Source organism: Streptomyces sp. G45, from assembly GCF_049542095.1.
Taxonomy (GTDB): domain Bacteria; phylum Actinomycetota; class Actinomycetes; order Streptomycetales; family Streptomycetaceae; genus Streptomyces.
In genome coordinates this window covers 351,182-367,576 of record NZ_JBMUZU010000001.1, presented here as the reverse complement: position 1 = coordinate 367,576, position 16,395 = coordinate 351,182, and the positions used below count along the sequence as shown (strand labels likewise).

At 73.9% G+C, this 16,395-nt stretch carries 12 protein-coding genes; 3 read left to right on the top strand and 9 right to left on the bottom strand.

What is annotated here, in order from left to right:
- Positions 1-226: 226 nt before the first annotated feature.
- From ACOBQU_RS01635 to ACOBQU_RS01625, 3 genes are all read right to left on the bottom strand, one after another.
- A complete protein-coding gene (locus ACOBQU_RS01635) occupies positions 227-1,972 on the bottom strand; it encodes a GAF domain-containing protein (protein WP_423623909.1) in 1,746 nt (581 codons plus the stop codon).
- A gap of 239 nt (positions 1,973-2,211) precedes the next feature.
- Positions 2,212-2,649: a hypothetical protein gene (locus ACOBQU_RS01630; RefSeq protein WP_423623908.1), complete on the bottom strand. Its 438-nt coding sequence runs from the start codon at positions 2,647-2,649 to the stop codon at positions 2,212-2,214.
- 23 nt (positions 2,650-2,672) lie between these two features.
- On the bottom strand, positions 2,673-3,890 hold the full coding sequence (locus ACOBQU_RS01625) for a globin domain-containing protein (protein ID WP_423623906.1): 1,218 nt from the start codon (positions 3,888-3,890) through the stop codon (positions 2,673-2,675).
- Positions 3,891-4,214: 324 nt separating this feature from the next.
- Here ACOBQU_RS01625 and pflB point away from each other — a divergent pair, with 324 nt between their 5' ends.
- On the top strand, positions 4,215-6,476 hold the full coding sequence (gene pflB, locus ACOBQU_RS01620; RefSeq protein ID WP_423623904.1) for a formate C-acetyltransferase: 2,262 nt from the start codon (positions 4,215-4,217) through the stop codon (positions 6,474-6,476).
- Positions 6,473-7,219: a pyruvate formate-lyase-activating protein gene (gene pflA, locus ACOBQU_RS01615; RefSeq protein ID WP_423623902.1), complete on the top strand. Its 747-nt coding sequence runs from the start codon at positions 6,473-6,475 to the stop codon at positions 7,217-7,219. The genes pflB and pflA overlap by 4 nt, the downstream gene beginning before the upstream one ends.
- A gap of 69 nt (positions 7,220-7,288) precedes the next feature.
- On the opposite strand, the gene ACOBQU_RS01610 is transcribed toward pflA, so the two are convergent.
- From ACOBQU_RS01610 to ACOBQU_RS01585, 6 genes are all read right to left on the bottom strand, one after another.
- On the bottom strand, positions 7,289-7,747 hold the full coding sequence (locus ACOBQU_RS01610) for a pyridoxamine 5'-phosphate oxidase family protein (RefSeq protein WP_423623900.1): 459 nt from the start codon (positions 7,745-7,747) through the stop codon (positions 7,289-7,291).
- A 149-nt stretch (positions 7,748-7,896) separates the two neighbouring features.
- On the bottom strand, positions 7,897-10,569 hold the full coding sequence (gene adhE, locus ACOBQU_RS01605) for a bifunctional acetaldehyde-CoA/alcohol dehydrogenase (protein WP_423623898.1): 2,673 nt from the start codon (positions 10,567-10,569) through the stop codon (positions 7,897-7,899).
- A 141-nt stretch (positions 10,570-10,710) separates the two neighbouring features.
- Positions 10,711-11,160 (bottom strand): CBS domain-containing protein, encoded by a 450-nt coding sequence (locus ACOBQU_RS01600; protein ID WP_423623896.1) that lies wholly within the window; start codon positions 11,158-11,160, stop codon positions 10,711-10,713.
- Positions 11,160-11,480: a CBS domain-containing protein gene (locus ACOBQU_RS01595; protein WP_423623894.1), complete on the bottom strand. Its 321-nt coding sequence runs from the start codon at positions 11,478-11,480 to the stop codon at positions 11,160-11,162. The genes ACOBQU_RS01600 and ACOBQU_RS01595 overlap by 1 nt, the downstream gene beginning before the upstream one ends.
- 103 nt (positions 11,481-11,583) lie before the next feature.
- Positions 11,584-14,268, bottom strand: a complete 2,685-nt coding sequence (ppdK, locus tag ACOBQU_RS01590; RefSeq protein WP_423623893.1) for a pyruvate, phosphate dikinase — start codon at positions 14,266-14,268, stop codon at positions 11,584-11,586.
- Between the two features lie 50 nt (positions 14,269-14,318).
- Positions 14,319-15,200, bottom strand: a complete 882-nt coding sequence (locus tag ACOBQU_RS01585; protein WP_423623891.1) for a universal stress protein — start codon at positions 15,198-15,200, stop codon at positions 14,319-14,321.
- Between the two features lie 465 nt (positions 15,201-15,665).
- Here ACOBQU_RS01585 and ACOBQU_RS01580 point away from each other — a divergent pair, with 465 nt between their 5' ends.
- A complete protein-coding gene (locus ACOBQU_RS01580) occupies positions 15,666-16,358 on the top strand; it encodes a response regulator (RefSeq protein ID WP_423623890.1) in 693 nt (230 codons plus the stop codon).
- Positions 16,359-16,395 lie beyond the last annotated feature (37 nt).

The following is a 16,395-nucleotide window of genomic DNA, read 5'->3' as shown; positions in this document are numbered from 1 at the left end:
AAGTGACCGAATGTGACCGGCGGTGGCGCCAACGGCCCGTCGGGTGACGTGCCGGGATGGTTTCCGAGGTCCGTACTGGTCGCCCATGAGGCCCCTGGGGCCGCCCGTTTCGCGACCGCGGGAGGGGCGGCGACGAAGCGTGGGGGAGGCATGTGTGGTGCCGGGCGCGCCGTGTTCCGTCAGGCGCGTCGTGCCCGGCACGGTCGCCCTGCCGCAGGCCGTCCCGTCACAGGTCGTCGGCGGGGAGGGGAACGGTCCACTCCAGGACGGTGCCGCTGGGGGTGTTGGCGGTCAGGGCGAACGCGCCGCCGAGGTCGTGGGCGCGGGTGTCGATGTTGGCGAGGCCGCTGCGGCGCGCGGTGTCGGGGTCGATGCCCTGGCCGTTGTCGGCGACCCGCAGTCGCAGCGCGGTGTCGGTGGCCTCGGCCGTGACCTCCACCGCGGACGCCTGGGCGTGCCGTGCCGCGTTGGACAGGGCCTCGCGCAGGACCGCGAGGAGGTGCTCGCGGTGCGGTGCGGGGACGTCGGTGTCCAGCAGGCCGCTCATGCGCAGCGAGGGCGTGAAGCCGAGGGTCTCGGCGGCCTGTCCCACCTCGGTCACGAGCCGGGCGCGCAGACCGGCGGTGTCGGAGCGGTCGCGCTCGTGCAGGGCGTAGATGGTGGAGCGGACCACCTTGATGGTGTCGTCCAGGTCGTCGACGACGCGCCGGACGCGGTCGGCGACCTCGGGCCGGTCGGTGACCCGGTGGAGGACGGACTGCAGGCTCAGGCCGCTGGCGAACAGCCGCTGGATGGCAAGGTCGTGCAGGTCCCGTGCGATGCGGTCGCGGTCGTTGAGGACGAGCAGCTCCTCGGCGTCGCGGCGGTGTTCGGCGATCTCCAGGGCGAGCGCGGCGTGCCCGGCGAACCCGGTGATCATCTCGACGGTGGCGTCGGGGAACACGGGACCGCGCCTGCCGTTGGCGACCATCAGGACGGCGCGGACCCGCTCGGGCGTGCCCAGCGGGATCAGGAACGCGGGCCCCAGGTCCACCCCGGACGACCGGGCCGCCTCCGCGCGCGGATCGTCGCCCAGGGACTGGCTGACGACCGTCTCGCCGGAGTCGAAGACCTTGGCGGCCAGACTGGCGCCCTCGGGCAGGGCGAGCCCCCGCACCTGGTCGGCCCCCACCCCGTGGGCGACCTCCACGACGAGGTCGCCCGTGTCGGACACGGGCACCGACAGTGCCACCAGGTCCGCGTCCGCCAGCTCGCGGACCGTGGCCGTGAAGGAGCGCAGCGCCTCGGCGGGATCCGTCCCCGACAGCAGGGTGCGGGTCAGGTCGCTGCTCGCCGCGAGCCAGCGCTCCCGGCGGCGGGCGTCCGCGTAGAGCCGGGCGTTGTCGATCGCGACGCCCGCCGCCGCCCCCAGGGTGCGCAGCACCGCCTCGTCCTCCGCGTCGAACCGCTCCCCGCCGTGCTTCTCCGTCAGATACAGGTTGCCGAAGATCTGGTCGCGGACCTGCACCGGAGTACCGAGGAACGTCGTCATCGGAGGGTGCCCGGGAGGGAAGCCGACGGAGTCCGCGTGGTCGCCGAGGCGCGCGAGCCGCAGCGAGCGGGGCTCCCTGATGAGCAGCCCCAGGATGCCCTCGCCGCGCGGATAGTGACCGATGCGGGCGATGGTCTCCTCGTCCATGCCGACGGTGATGAACTGCTTGATGGTGCCCTCGTCGCCGAGCACGCCCAGCGCCCCGTACCGGCAGTCGACGAGCTGGACCGCGGATTCGACGATCTGCCGCAGGACCACGTCCAGGTCGAGGTCGCTGCCGATGGCGAGGACGGCCTCCAGCAGCGTGTGCACCCGGTTCTGCGTGCTGCGCATGCGCTGCACATGGGCCTGGAGTTCGTCGAGGAGGACGTCCAGGCGCAGGTGCGGGGTCGCGGCCCCCGGGCCTCGCGGGCCCTGAGGGTCGGGTGTGCTCGGGCCCATCGCGGTCTCCTGGTCGACGACTCGGTCAGGCCATCATGCCTGAACAGAGCCATCCGGAAGACCCTTCCGGCCGGTCATCCGCGCGGCTGGAACGAGCCGGTTCCTCTGGGACTCACGCCTGACGGGGTCTCGCGCCCGGGATGGGGTCTCACGCCCGGTACGGGGTCTCACGCGCGGGATGGGGTCTCACGCCCGGTACGGGGGCTCGCTCCCGACAGGGGCTCGCTCTCGACCGGCACTCACTCCCGCTGCGTGTCATCCGCCAGCCCGTCCCGGCGTGCGGCGCCCGTCGTGGCGCGCCACTCGGTGGACCGGCCGCCGCGCCAGGGCGGCGCGGCCGCGCGGCGGGCCGGGAGCCAGGCGTGGGCGGCCTTGTCCGTCCGGCGCCGCAGCCGGTCCTGGAGCTGGTCGACGGCCTCCTTGCCGGTGGCCGCCCGCGCGAGGGCGACCACCTCGTGGGTGCCGACCCGCAGCTCGGCCCTCGCCGTCCACGGGCCGTCGGCGTGCTGGGCGGCGTGCGTGACGCGGACCTCGCCCGTGACGGCGGGCAGCCCCGCCCGGCCGACCACGGCGTCGACCTTCTCGCGGGCGTAGGCCGCGGTCTCCTCGTCCACCGTGTCGCCGACGCGCAGGCGCACGGCGGGCGCTTCCGGCGTGCGGGGGACGTCTCTGGTCATGAGGACTCCTCTCGGGGGGCGGGTCAGGCCGCCGCCGGGGCGGGCAGCCACTGGTCGGGGCCGAACACCTCGTACCGGATGCGCCGCGCGGGGACCCCCGCGGCCAGCAGCTGTCCGCGGAGGTCGCGCATGAACGGCAGCGGACCGCACAGGAAGACCGTGGCGCCGTCGGGAAGTTCGACGTCGTCGAGGTCCATCAGGCCGACGCGGGCGGTGGGTTCGGCCGGGCCCGGGCGCTCGTACCAGAACACCGCGCGGGCGTCGCGCAGGCGCCCGGTGAGCGCCCGCGTCTCGGCGCGCAGGGCGTGTGCGGCCGGGGAGCGGTCGGCGTGCAGCACCAGCACGGGGCGGGGCGAGGCGGTGGCGGCCAGGTGGGCGAGCACGCTCGTCATGGGGGTGCAGCCGATGCCCGCGGAGATCAGGACGAGCGGGGTGGCGGCGTCCTGAGGGGCGTCGAGGACGATGTCACCGAAGGGCGCGGACAGCGTCAGGCCGTCGCCGACGCGGACGTGGTCGTGCAGCAGGGTGGAGACCTCACCGTCCGGGGCTCCGTCGGTGCCGGTGACCCGCTTGACGGTGATGCGCCGCACGTCGCCGCCGGGGTCCGCGGACAGACTGTACTGACGCGCCTGGAGGACCCCGTCGGCCATGCGGGCCCGCACGCTCACGTACTGGCCCGCCCGTGCGCGCGGCGCGGGCCGCCCGTCGGCGGGACGCAGCAGCAGGGACACCACGTCGGGGGTCTCGACGCGGCGCTCCACGACCGTCCACCGCCGCCAGACACGGCCCGGTTCGACGCCCGCGCCCTGGTACAGCCTCGCCTCCTGGGCGATGAGGGCCCCGGCCATCAGCCAGTACACCTCGTCCCAGGCCGCGGCCACCTCCGGCGTGACGGTGTCACCGAGGACCTCCACGATCGCGCCGAACAGGTACTTGTGCACGATCGTGTACTGGTCGTCGGTGACCCCGACGGCCGCGTGCTTGTGCGCGATCCGGGCCAGCAGCGCGTCCGGACGGGTGTCCGGGTGCTGGAGCAGCGCGGCCGCGAACCCGGCGATCGACGCCGCGAGGGCGCGCCGCTGGGCCCCGCTGGCCTGGTTGCCGCGGTTGAACATCCCGTCGAGCAACTCCGGCCGCTCGCGGAACATCGCGCCGTAGAAGCGCGCCGTGATCTCGTCGAGCGCTCCGGACACGGCGGGCAGCGTGGCGCGCACCACGGCGGCGGACTCCGCGGACAGCATGGGACCTCCCGGACAGCGGGGATGAGGGACGAAGAAGGACGAAGAACAGGGGTGGTGCCGCGCCGGAACGGGGCGGCGGCCTTCTATGTACCAGGCCCGGACGCCCCGCGAGCCGCCGTCGCGCCCCCCTCGCGGAAGAGGGGACCAACGGCTCGGCGACTCGGGCACACCGGCCCCCCAGGCCTCCGCGCGACGAGGGCCGGACGGCACCCCGAGCGGCACCTCACGGCCCTGTCCGCGGCCCTCCGCCCGCGACGAGCATCGACACCGGAGAGGTCCGCGGAGCCCCGCGGACGACCCAGCGAGCCGCAGCGGAGGCAAGCGATGACGACGGTGGCCCCGACCGACACACCGACGACCGGGCCCGCGTGGCGCGGCTTCGCCGAAGGGCGCTGGCAACGGCACATCGACGTACGCGACTTCGTACAGGCCGCCTACACGCCGTACGAGGGCAACGCGGCCTTCCTCAGCGGCCCCACGGACCGCACCCGCATGGTGTGGCGCAAGGTCAGCGCGCTGTTCCCCGAGGAGCGGCGCAAGGGCGTCTGGGACGTGGACACCGCCACCCCCTCGACGATCACCTCGCACGCGCCCGGGTACATCGACCGGGACCTGGAACTCGTCGTCGGCCTGCAGACCGACGCCCCGCTGAAGCGCGCGATCATGCCCAACGGCGGCTTGCGCATGGTGGAGAACGGGCTGCGCGCCTACGGCTACGAGCCCGACCCGTTCGTGACGAAGGTCTTCGGCACCTACCGCAAGACCCACAACGACGGCGTCTTCGACGCCTACACGCCCACGATGCGGGCCGCCCGCAAGGCCGGGATCATCACGGGCCTGCCCGACGCCTACGGCCGCGGCCGGATCATCGGCGACTACCGGCGCGTCGCCCTGTACGGCACGGACCGCCTGATCGCCGCCAAGCGCGCGGAGCGCGCCGCGCTCGACGACCGGCCGTCCACGGAGCACGTCATCCGCGACCGCGAGGAACTCGCCGAGCAGCTCCGCGCGCTGGCGGAGCTGACGCGGATGGCGGCCACCTACGGCTGCGACGTCTCCCGCCCCGCCGCCACCGCGCACGAGGCCGTGCAGTGGCTCTACCTCGGCTACCTGGCCGCCGTGAAGGAACAGAACGGCGCCGCCATGTCCCTGGGCCGCACCTCGACGTTCCTGGACGTCTACTTCGAACGGGACCTGGCCGAGGGCACCCTCGACGAGCGCCGCGCCCAGGAACTCGTCGACGACTTCGTGATCAAGCTGCGCATCGTGCGGTTCCTGCGCACCCCCGAGTACGACGCCCTGTTCTCCGGCGACCCGACCTGGGTGACGGAGTCCATCGGCGGCATCGGCGCGGACGGCCGCCCCCTGGTCACCCGCACCTCCTTCCGCTTCCTCCAGACCCTGTACAACCTCGGCCCGGCGCCCGAACCCAACCTGACCGTCCTGTGGTCGCCCCGACTGCCCGTCGGCTTCAAGGAGTTCTGCGCCCGCGTGTCCATCGACACCAGCGCCGTCCAGTACGAGTCCGACGACCTGACACGGCCGCGCACCGGCGACGACACCGCCATCGCCTGCTGCGTGTCCGCGATGGCGGTGGGGCGGCAGATGCAGTTCTTCGGCGCCCGCGTCAACCTCGCCAAGGCGCTCCTGTACGCCATCAACGGCGGCCGCGACGAGCTGACCGGCGAGCAGGTCGCACCCCCGGCGCCCGCGCTCGGCGGCACCCACCTCGACTACGGTGAACTGGCCGCGGCCTACGACCGGACGCTCGACTGGCTCGCCGAGACCTACGTCGACGCGCTGAACGTCATCCACTACATGCACGACAAGTACGCCTACGAACGCGTCGAGATGGCCCTGCACGACCACCCCGTACACCGCTTCATGGCCTGCGGCATCGCCGGGCTCTCCGTGGCCGTCGACAGCCTCTCCGCCGTCAAGTACGCCCGGGTGAGGGTGATCCGCGACGCCTCGGGCCTCGCCGTCGACTACGAGACCGAGGGCGACTTCCCCGCCTACGGCAACAACGACGACCGCGCCGACACCCTCGCCGTCGGCCTGGTGGAGTCGTTCATGGCGAAGGTGCGCAGGCACCCCGCCTACCGCGGTGCCGAACACACCCAGTCGGTGCTGACCATCACCTCCAACGTCGTCTACGGCAAGCACACCGGCAACACCCCCGACGGGCGCCGCGCCGGGCAGCCCTTCGCGCCCGGCGCCAACCCCATGAACGGTCGCGACCGGCACGGCGTGGCCGCCTCCGCGCTGTCCGTGGCGAAGCTCCCCTACGAGCAGGCCCGCGACGGCATCTCCCTCACCACCACGATCACCCCCGAGGGCCTGGGCCACCACCCCGGCGACCGCGCCGGGAACCTCGTCGGCGTCCTCGACGCCTACACCGCGTCCGGCGGATTCCACATGAACGTCAACGTCCTGGACCGGGCCACCCTGGAGGACGCCATGGACCACCCGGAGAAGTACCCGGACCTGACCGTGCGGGTCTCCGGATACGCCGTCAACTTCGTCCGCCTGACCCGTGAGCAGCAGCTCGACGTGATCAGCCGCACCTTCCACGGGTCGCTGTGACCACCACGACCGGGCAGGTAACGGGGCGCGTCCACTCCTGGGACCTGTCCACCGGAGTGGACGGCCCCGGCACGCGGTTCGTGCTGTTCGTCAGCGGCTGCCCGCTGCGCTGCCTGTACTGCGCCAACCCCGACACCTGGCGCCTGCGCGACGGGCGCGTGACGAGCGTCGACGAGACGCTGGCGGAGATCGGGAAGTACCGGGCGTTCGTGACCACCGCCGGTGGGGGAGTGACCCTCACCGGCGGTGAGCCGCTGCTCCAGCCCGCCTTCACCGGTGCCGTGCTGCGCCGCTGCAAGGAGGCGGGACTGCACACCGCCCTGGACACCTCCGGCTTCCTCGGCGACCGTGCCGACGACGCCCTGCTCGCCGACACCGACCTGGTGCTCCTGGACGTCAAGTCGTTCGACGCCGCCACCTACCGCGAGCTGACCGGCGGCCGCCTCGCCCCCACCCTCGCCTTCGCCACCCGACTCGACCGGCTGGGCGTCCCGATGTGGATCCGCTACGTCCTGGTCCCCGGCTGGACCGACGACGAGGAACACGTCGACGCGCTCGGCGCCTTCCTCGCCGGGCTCGGCACCGTCGACCGCGTCGACGTCCTGCCGTTCCACAAGCTCGGCGCCCACAAGTACGCCGCCCTCGGCATCCCGTTCCCGCTGCGCGACACGCCCGGACCGGGACCCGGCCTCGTCGAGCGGGTACGCGGGCAGTTCCGCGAGCACGGGCTGCGGGCGCACTGACGCCCGGCGCGGGCGGCCCCTCCCACGTCGCGCGGGAGGGGCCGCGTCACGCGGGAGGGGCGCTTCCGTTCACCCGTCAGGGGCGCCGTCGGTGAGCATGACGCCGGTGACCAGCTCGGGGTGGATGCGGACCGCGTAGTCCATGGCCTGCTCGACCCACGGTCGCAGCAGGGCCTGGTAGCGGGCCAGTTCCCGCGGGTCGGTGACGAGGCGGGCGTAGCCGGTCGCGACCACGCTCCAGCCCAGGTGGGTGTCCGGGTGGATGGCGTCGGCCTCGTAGGCGACGACCACGCCGGTGGGGCCGGTCTGCCGGGTGCGGGAGGTGAGCGCCGCGCCCTCGTGGGTGCGGATGACGATGTCCCCGCGGTCCAGGAGGTGATTGACCGGGCGGATCATCGGCAGCGCGTGCCGGGTGAACACCACCCGGCCCAGGGACACGGTGCCGAGCAGCCGCAGGGCCTCGCCGCTGTCGAGTTCGACACTGCGGCGCGGCCCGGGGCCGGTCGCGCGGTCACGGTCGTTTGCCATGGTCAACTTCCGGGCGGAATCAGTCGCGGGCGTCTGCTGGCGCCGCGTCGGTCGAGGATGTGTACGAGCCCCCACCGAGTGATCCCACCACCGTTCGCTCGCGCCGGGGCAGGGCCGTTCGGCCCCTGCCCCGGCCCTATGGGCCCCTGCTAGGAGCGCTCCCGCCCGGGACTCCCGTAGTAGGCCGCCCGCATGAGCTCCCGCATGTCGTCGAGCATCGGCAGGCGCGGGTTGGCGGGCGCGCACTGGTCCTCGTAGGCGTTGAGGGCCTGCTGCGGCAGGGCGTCGAGGAAGGCCCGCTCGTCGACCCCGAGGGACCGGAACGACGGCTCGATGCCCACGGCGTCACGCAGCCGCTCCACCGCCCCGGCGAGCGACTCCACCCCCTCGTCCGGGGTGGCGGCGGGCAGGCCGAGGGCCCGGGCGATGTCCTGGAAGCGCTCGGGGGCGCGGTAGTGCTCGTACTTGGGCCAGCCGGTGAGCTTGGCGGGGACGGTGCCGTTGTAGCGGATGACGTGCGGCAGCAGGACGGCGTTGGTGCGGCCGTGGGCGATGTGGAAGGTGGCGCCGAGGGTGTGGGACATGGCGTGGACGATGCCGAGGAAGGCGTTGCCGAAGGCCATGCCCGCGATGGTGCCCGCGTTGTGCATCTTCTCCCTGGCCTCCGGCTGGCGGGCGCGGTCGTTGACCGCCCCCTCGATGTGCTCGAAGATCAGCCGGATGGCGTGCAGGGCGAGCCCGTCGGTGAAGTCGTTGGCGTACACCGACACATATGCCTCGATGGCGTGGGTCAGCGCGTCGAAGCCGCTGTCGGCCGCGAGCGCCGGGGGCAGCTCCGTGGTCAGCTGCGGGTCGACGATGGCGACGCTGGGGGTGAGCGCGTAGTCGGCCAGGGGGTACTTCCTGCCGCTGGCCGGGTCGGAGATCACGGCGAACGGGGTGACCTCGGCGCCGGTGCCCGAGGTGGTGGGCACGCACACCAGGCGGGCGCGCGCGCCGAGGACGGGGAAGCGGAAGGCGCGCTTGCGGATGTCGAAGAACTTGTGCCGCATGTCGGCGAACGCGATGTCCCTGCCGTCGGCCTGCTGCTCGTACAGCAGCCACATCACCTTCGCCGCGTCCATGGGGGAGCCGCCGCCGAGCGCGATGATGGTGTCCGGGCGGAAGTCCCGCATCAGGCGTGCGCCGTGCTCGACGGAGTCGATGCTCGGCTCGGGCTCGACGGTGTCGATGACCTGCACGGTGACGGTCCCCGGGCGGCCGCGAAGCACGTGCCTGATCCGGTCGACGAAGCCGAGGCGGGTCATGGTCGCGTCGGTGACGATGGTGACGCGGTGGACGTCCGGCATGTCGGCGAGGTAGCGGATCGACTGCGGCTCGAAGTAGATCTTCGGGGGGACCTTGAACCACTGGAGGTTGTTGCGGCGCGTGGTGAGGCGCTTGACGTTCAGGAGCTGGGCGGCGGAGACGTTGTTGGACACCGACGTGCTGCCCCACGAGCCGCAGCCGAGGGTCAGCGACGGCAGCAGGCCGTTGTAGACACCGCCGATGGCGCCTTGCGAGGACGGGGCGTTGACGATGATCCGCACCGTCCGCAGCCGCCTGCCGTAGGCCTCGGCGAGGTCCGGGTCCTCGGCGTGGACGACGGCGCTGTGCCCCTGGCCGTTGAAGGCGACCATGGCGGCGGCGAGGTCGAAGCCCTCCTGCTCGGAACCCGCCCGCAGCACGGCGAGCACGGGGCAGAGCTTCTCGCGGGTCAGCGGCTCGTCCGGGCCGACCCGGTCGGCCTCGACCAGGATCAGCGAGGTCCCGGCGGGCACGCGGAAGCCCGCCTGCTCGGCGATCCACGCGGGATCCCGGCCCACGGCCGCGGAGTTGACCTTCGGCTCGCAGCCCGAGCCCGCGGCACCGGCGGGGAACAGGAACGCCTCCAGCTTCGCCTTCTCCTCGGCGGTGGCCAGATGGGCGTGGAGCGTGCGGAACTCCGCGAGCGCCGCGTCGTAGATCGCGTCGTCGAGGATCACGGCCTGCTCGGAGGCGCAGATCATGCCGTTGTCGAAGGCCTTGGACAGCACCAGGTCGTTGACGGCCCGGCGCAGGCGCGCGCTCTTGTGCACATAGGCCGGGACGTTGCCCGCGCCCACGCCCAGGGCGGGCTTGCCCGCCGAGTACGCGGCCTTGACCATGCTGTTGCCGCCGGTGGCGAGGATCAGCGCGACGCCCGGGTGGCGCATCAGCGCGCCGGTCGCCTCCAGGGACGGATCCTCGATCCACTGGACGCAGTGCTCGGGCGCGCCCGCGGCGACGGCCGCGTCCCGCACGACCCGGGCGGCCTCGGCGCTGCACCGCTGGGCCGCGGGGTGGAAGGCGAAGACCACCGGGTTGCGGGTCTTCAGGGCGAGCAGCGCCTTGAAGACCGTGGTGGAGGTGGGGTTGGTGACGGGCGTGACCGCGCAGACCACGCCCACCGGCTCGGCTATCTCCACCATGCCCTCGGTGTCGTCGCGGGCGATCACGCCGACGGTCTTCATCGGGCCCATGCTGTGCGTGACGTGCTCACAGGCGAACATGTTCTTGACGGCCTTGTCCTCGAAGACGCCGCGGCCGGTCTCGTCGACCGCGAGCCGCGCCAGTGCGGTGTGCTGGTCGAGGGCGGCCACCGAGGCCTTGGCCACGATGTGGTCGACCTGCTCCTGGGTGAGCGAGTCGTAGTCGGCCAGCGCCTTGAGCCCGGCCGTCACCAGCCGGTCCACGGCGGCGGCCGGATGCGACGGCGCGTCGGCCGGGACGATGGGCGTGCGGGGGGTGTCGTGGCGGGTCATGGGTGGGTGCCTCCGTCGTCGAGGGCCGGGCCGCCAGGGGCGGTGGTGAGAGGGGCGGTGGTGAGAGGGGCAGCCGGGGAGTACGCCCCTCTCATCAGCAGGGTCGCCCGGAACCCGGCGGCGGGCCGAGGCCCCTTCGGGCTACGACGCGGGGGCTGACGGTCCCGGATCGGCGGGGGCCGGGTGGCCCTCGCCGGGGGACGGTCCCCCGCCGGGTGCCGCCGGGCCCGCGGGGCGCAGTCGGCAGACGACCCCCACGACTCCGTCGATCCGCCAGGACCGCCGCAGCAGATGGGCGGCGTCACCGGGGTGTTCGAGGCGGCCCTCCAGGGTCACCACCCCCTCCACGACCGAGACACCCACACCGTGGTCGGGGCGGCCCGTGGTGCGGGTCACCACGCCGTGGACGTCCCGCAGGATGTCCTCGTCGGCGCGCAGGAACACACGCAGCAGGTCGCGGCGGGTGGCGATGCCGATGAGCCGGTCCTCCTCGTCCACGACGGGGAGCCGCTCGACGCGGTGGCGCTCCATCACCCGCGCGGCGTCCGCGACGCGCTGCTGCGGATGGACGGTCACCGCGGGCGAGGACATCAGGTCCCCGGCGGTGGTGGCGCGGGCGGCGGCCGCCGCGTGGCGGGCCGAGCGGCGCAGCCCGGGCAGCGGGGGAGCGGGAACCAGCGCCCGCGGCCGGGGGGCCGTCCGAGCCGCCCGCGGCCGGGTGCCGTCCGGGCCGCCTGACGCCGAATCAGATCGGTCTCGGAGATGACCCCGAGGACCTTGTCGTCGCGGTCCACCACGGGCACCCCGCTGATCCGGTGCCGGTCGAGGAGCCGGGCCACCTGCCGCAGCGACGCCTCCCGGCTCGTGCCGACGACGTCACGGGTCATCACCTCGCCGACGGTGCGGGTCATCACGTGCACTCCTTTCCTGCTCCGCCGCCCGGGGTGCCGGTGCGGCGGGTGTGCGCTGTACGGGCGGCCGGGGTACCGCCTGGTCCTGCCGCCGTGGGGACGGTCACCTGCTGTCGCTCGTGTCCGTCCCGGAGAGCGCAGCCCGCCCGGCCTCCAGGCGGGCCACCGGGACGCGGAACGGCGAGCAGGACACGTAGTCGAGTCCCGCGGTGTGGAAGAAGCGGACCGACTCGGGGTCGCCGCCGTGCTCGCCGCAGACCCCGATCTTCAGGCCGGGGCGGGCCGCCCGGCCCTCGGCGACGGCGATCCGCACCAGTCGGCCCACGCCCTCGGGGTCGATGGTCTCGAAGGGGGACACCGTGAAGATGCCCTTGTCCAGGTAGGCGGAGAAGAAGGCCGCCTCGACGTCGTCGCGGGAGAAGCCCCACGTGGTCTGGGTGAGGTCGTTGGTGCCGAAGGAGAAGAACTCGGCCTGCTCCGCGATGCGGCCCGCGGTGAGGGCGGCCCGGGGCAGCTCGATCATCGTGCCCACCGGGCACCGCACCGCGACCCCTGAGGCTTCGGAGACCTCGGCGAGCACCTGCTCCACTTCGGCGCGCACCAGGCGCAGTTCCTCGACCGTGTCGATCAGCGGCACCATGATCTCGGCCCGGGGGTCGCCGCCCGCCTCGGTGCGCCGCACGACCGCCTCGGCGATGGCCCGCACCTGCATGGCGACCAGGCCGGGCGCCACCAGTCCCAGGCGCACGCCGCGCAGGCCCAGCATCGGGTTCTCCTCGTGCATGCGGTTGACCGCGGCGAGGAGTTCGGCGTCGTGCGCGCTGGGCGGGGTGCCGTGTGCCTCGGCCGCGGCGACGCGCACGGCGAGCTCGGTGCGGTCGGGCAGGAACTCGTGCAGCGGCGGGTCCAGGAGGCGGATGGTGACCGGCAGGCCGTCCATCGCCCGCAGGATGCCGACGAAGTCCCGCCGCTGCAGCGGCAGCAGCGCGTCGAGCGCCCGCGCGCGGTCGGCGTCGGTACGGGCCAGGATCATCGCCTCGACCAGGTGCCGCCGGTCGCCGAGGAACATGTGCTCGGTGCGGCACAGACCGATCCCCTCCGCGCCGAACCGGCGGGCGCGCTCGGCGTCCTCGGGGGTGTCGGCGTTCGCCCGCACCTCCAGGCGCCGGGTGTGGTCGGCCTGCCGCAGGGCGCGGGCCACGGCGTCCACCAGGCCGCCGGAGCGCTCGCCCGTCCGGAAGTACCGCATGACCGCCGAGTCGACCAGCGGCAGCGCCCCCGCGTACACGGCGCCCTCGGAGCCGTCGACGGAGACGACCGTGCCCTCGTGCACGGTGACGCCGCCCGCGGTGAAGCGGCGCTCCCGCACGTCCACGTCCAGCCGCTCCGCGCCGCACACGCACACCTTGCCCATCCCCCGGGCGACCACGGCCGCGTGGCTGGTCTTGCCGCCGCGCGAGGTCAGCACGGCCTCGGCCGCCACCATGCCGGGCAGGTCGTCCGGGGTGGTCTCCTGCCGTACGAGGACGACCTTCTCCCCGGCCCCCGCGCGCCGGACCGCCTCCGCGCTGTCGAAGACCACGGCGCCGACGGCGGCGCCCGGCGACGCCGGGATGCCGTGCGCGAGCGCCTCACCGACGGCCGAGGCGTCGAACCGGGGGAACATCAGCCGGGCCAGCCCGTCCCCGCTGACCCGGGCCAGCGCCTCGTCGGGCGTGATCAGACCCTCGTCGGCCAGCTCCACGGCCAGGGTGAACGCGGCCTCGGCGGTGCGCTTGCCGACCCGGGTCTGCAGCATCCACAGCGTGCCGTGCTCGATGGTGAACTCGACGTCGCACAGGTCCCGGTAGTGCGTCTCCAGCGTCCGCAGATGGGCGCGGAGGCGTGCGTACGACACCGGGTCCAGACGCTCCAGGTCGGTCAGCGGGACGGTGTTGCGGATGCCCGCGACGACGTCCTCGCCCTGCGCGTTGGGCAGATAGTCGCCGTAGGGGCCGCGGCGGCCGGTGGCGGGGTCGCGGGTGAAGGCGACGCCGCTGCCCGAGTCGGGGCCGAGGTTGCCGAAGACCATGCGCTGCACGGTGACCGCGGTGCCCAGGTCGTCGGGGATGCGTTCGCGACGGCGGTAGAGCCGGGCGCGATCGCCGTTCCAGGACGCGAACACGGCGTGCACGGACCGGCGCAGCTGCTCGGCGGGGTCCTGCGGGAAGTCCCGCCCGGTCTCGGCCCTGATGACGCCCTTGTACGTCTCGACCAGGCGGGCGAGGTCGGCGGCGTCCAGGTGCAGGTCGTCGGGGACGCCCCGGGAGTCCTTGAGGCGGGCGAGCGCGCCCTCGAACAGCGCGGTGTCGACGCCCATCACCGTGCTCCCGTACATCTGGAGCAGGCGGCGGTAGGAGTCCCAGGCGAAGCGCTCGCTCCCGGACGCCTTGGCGAGGCCGCGCACGGAGTCGTCCGTGAGGCCGATGTCCAGGATCGTCTCCATCATGCCGGGCATGGAGAAGCGGGCCCCCGACCGCACGGACAGCAGCAGCGGGTCGTCGGCCTGTCCGAGCCGCCGCCCGGCCCGCCGCTCCAGGGCGGCGCGGTGCGCGTCGATCTCCTCGGCCAGGCCGTCGGGTTCGGCGCCGGTGGCGAGGTAGGCGCGGCAGGCCTCGGTGGTGACGGTGAAGCCCGGCGGCACGGGAAGGCCGAGGCGGGTCATCTCGGCGAGGTTGGCGCCCTTGCCGCCGAGCAGGTCGGCCATGTCACGGCCGCCGTCACCGAACGCGTACACGTACTGGACCATGGCGGGGTGCCTCTTTCTCGCGGGATCTCTCGCGGAGTTCGTCGAGGAGTTCAGTCGTGCGGTACGACGGCGACGGGGGCGGCGGCGTGGTGCAGCACCGCGTGCGTCACGGGGCCGATGCGCATGCCGATCACGGGGCGCCGCACGGCACGCCCGACCACCACCAGGGCGGCGCGCGCGGCGGCTTCGAGCAGGACGCCGGAGGCGTGGGCCAACTCCACGGTGACGCTGACCGGCACACGCGGGTACTTCTCGCGCCACGGCTGGAGGGCGTCGGTCAGTGACGTCCTCGCCTGCCCCGTGATGCAGCCGTCCTGAGCGGCGAGCCGGGCGACAGCGGGGCCGTAGCCGTACAGGGGCGGCAGCTTCGGCGCGTGGACGACGCGCAGGCCCGCCGCGCGGGCGTCAGCGGCCTCGAAGGCGAACTCCAGCAGCGGCGCGGGCAGTCCGCCCGGCTCCTGGACGCCGAGGACCACGTCGCCGTCCTCGTGCCCGGCGGCACGCGGTCCGCCCCGCGGTTCGCCCCGCACCATGACCACCGGGCGCGTCGCGTGCGCCAGGACCTGGTGCCCGACCGAGCCCAGCAGGAACCCGGTGACGGCTCCGTGCCCGCTGGAACCGAGCACCAGCAGCTCGGCCAGGTTGCTCTGCGCCAGCAGCGCGTCGGTGACCGTCTCCGAGACGAGCTGGGTGCTCAACGGCAGGTCCGGGTGCCGGTCGCGGACCTCCCGCTCGACGTCGTCGAGGACCCGCAGGGCCCAGCGCTTCTGCGTGCTGTGGTCGTCCCCCGCGGGCACGTCCGGCGGCCGCCAGACCCACGCCTGCACCAGGCGCAGGGGCAGGGCGCGCCGCCGGGCCTCGCGGGCGGCCCAGTCGGCGGCGGCCCGGCTCTCGGGGGAGCCGTCGACGCCGACGGTGATGGGGCGAATCATGGGGGCCTCCTCTTCCGTGTGCGGGGCGGAGACGGGACACACGCGCCGCCCGCCCTCGCTTCGAGCCTGGCCGCGAGCGGTGGGCCGCTCCAGGGGCCCTTGGGCCCCGGACCCGGCTGTCCGGCCCTGAACCACGGGGGCCCTTCGCCGAACCGGACCCGGCGGCGGGCGGATGCCGAGCCCGCGAAGGGGAAGGGAAAGCGGGAGACGCGGGAGGCAACGGGAGACGAGCACACCGCGACGGCACACGGCATATGACGATGGCGACGACGTACGACGAAGGCCGGGGCCCTGGCCGGGGCCGTGGCCGGGGCGCCGGGCAATCAGGGCCGACCGGCCCTGGCTCCGCGACCCCCGATCGCCCAGGATCAGCGACGTATGGGAGCCGGGGGACCGTGGGGGCGGCACGCACAGCGGCGCGACCGGACCGGCGGACACGACGACGCGGGAACAGAGGAGCCAGCGATGGCGGACAGCGAGCAGACCACCCCCGAGACCCCGATCCGGGTCTTCCTGCTCGACGACCACGAGGTCGTCCGGAGAGGAGTGCGCGACCTGCTGGACGACCAGCCGGGCATCACGGTCGTCGGTGAGGCCGCCACGGCCGAGCAGGCCCTGGTGCGGGTGCCCGCCCTGCGTCCGGACGTGGCCGTGCTCGACGTCCGCCTGCCCGACAGCGACGGGGTGAGCGTCTGCCGGGAGCTGCGCTCGAACCTGCCGGACCTCGCCTGTCTGATGCTGACCTCGTTCGACGACGAGGCGGCGCTGCTCGACTCGATCATGGCGGGCGCCGCCGGATACGTCCTGAAGCAGATCCAGGGCTCCGACCTGGTCTCGGCGGTCCGCACGGTGGCCGCGGGCCAGTCCCTGCTCGACGCCAGGGCCACCACGCGGCTGATGGCCCGCCTGCGCGGCGACCAGGAGAAGGAGCGGGAGCCCGACGCGCTGCCCGGCCTGACCGACCGCGAGCGCGAGATCCTCGCCCTGGTCGGCGAGGGCCTGACCAACCGCCAGATCGGGCAGCGGCTCTACCTCGCCGAGAAGACCGTCAAGAACCACATCTCCCGACTGCTGGCCAAGCTCGGCGTGGAACGGCGCATCCAGGCGGCGGTCATCGCCAGCCAGGCCCAGGACCGGCTGAAGCAGCAGGGGCGCTGAGCGGCGGCGGGGCGCGCCCCGCCGGACCGGAGCGAGG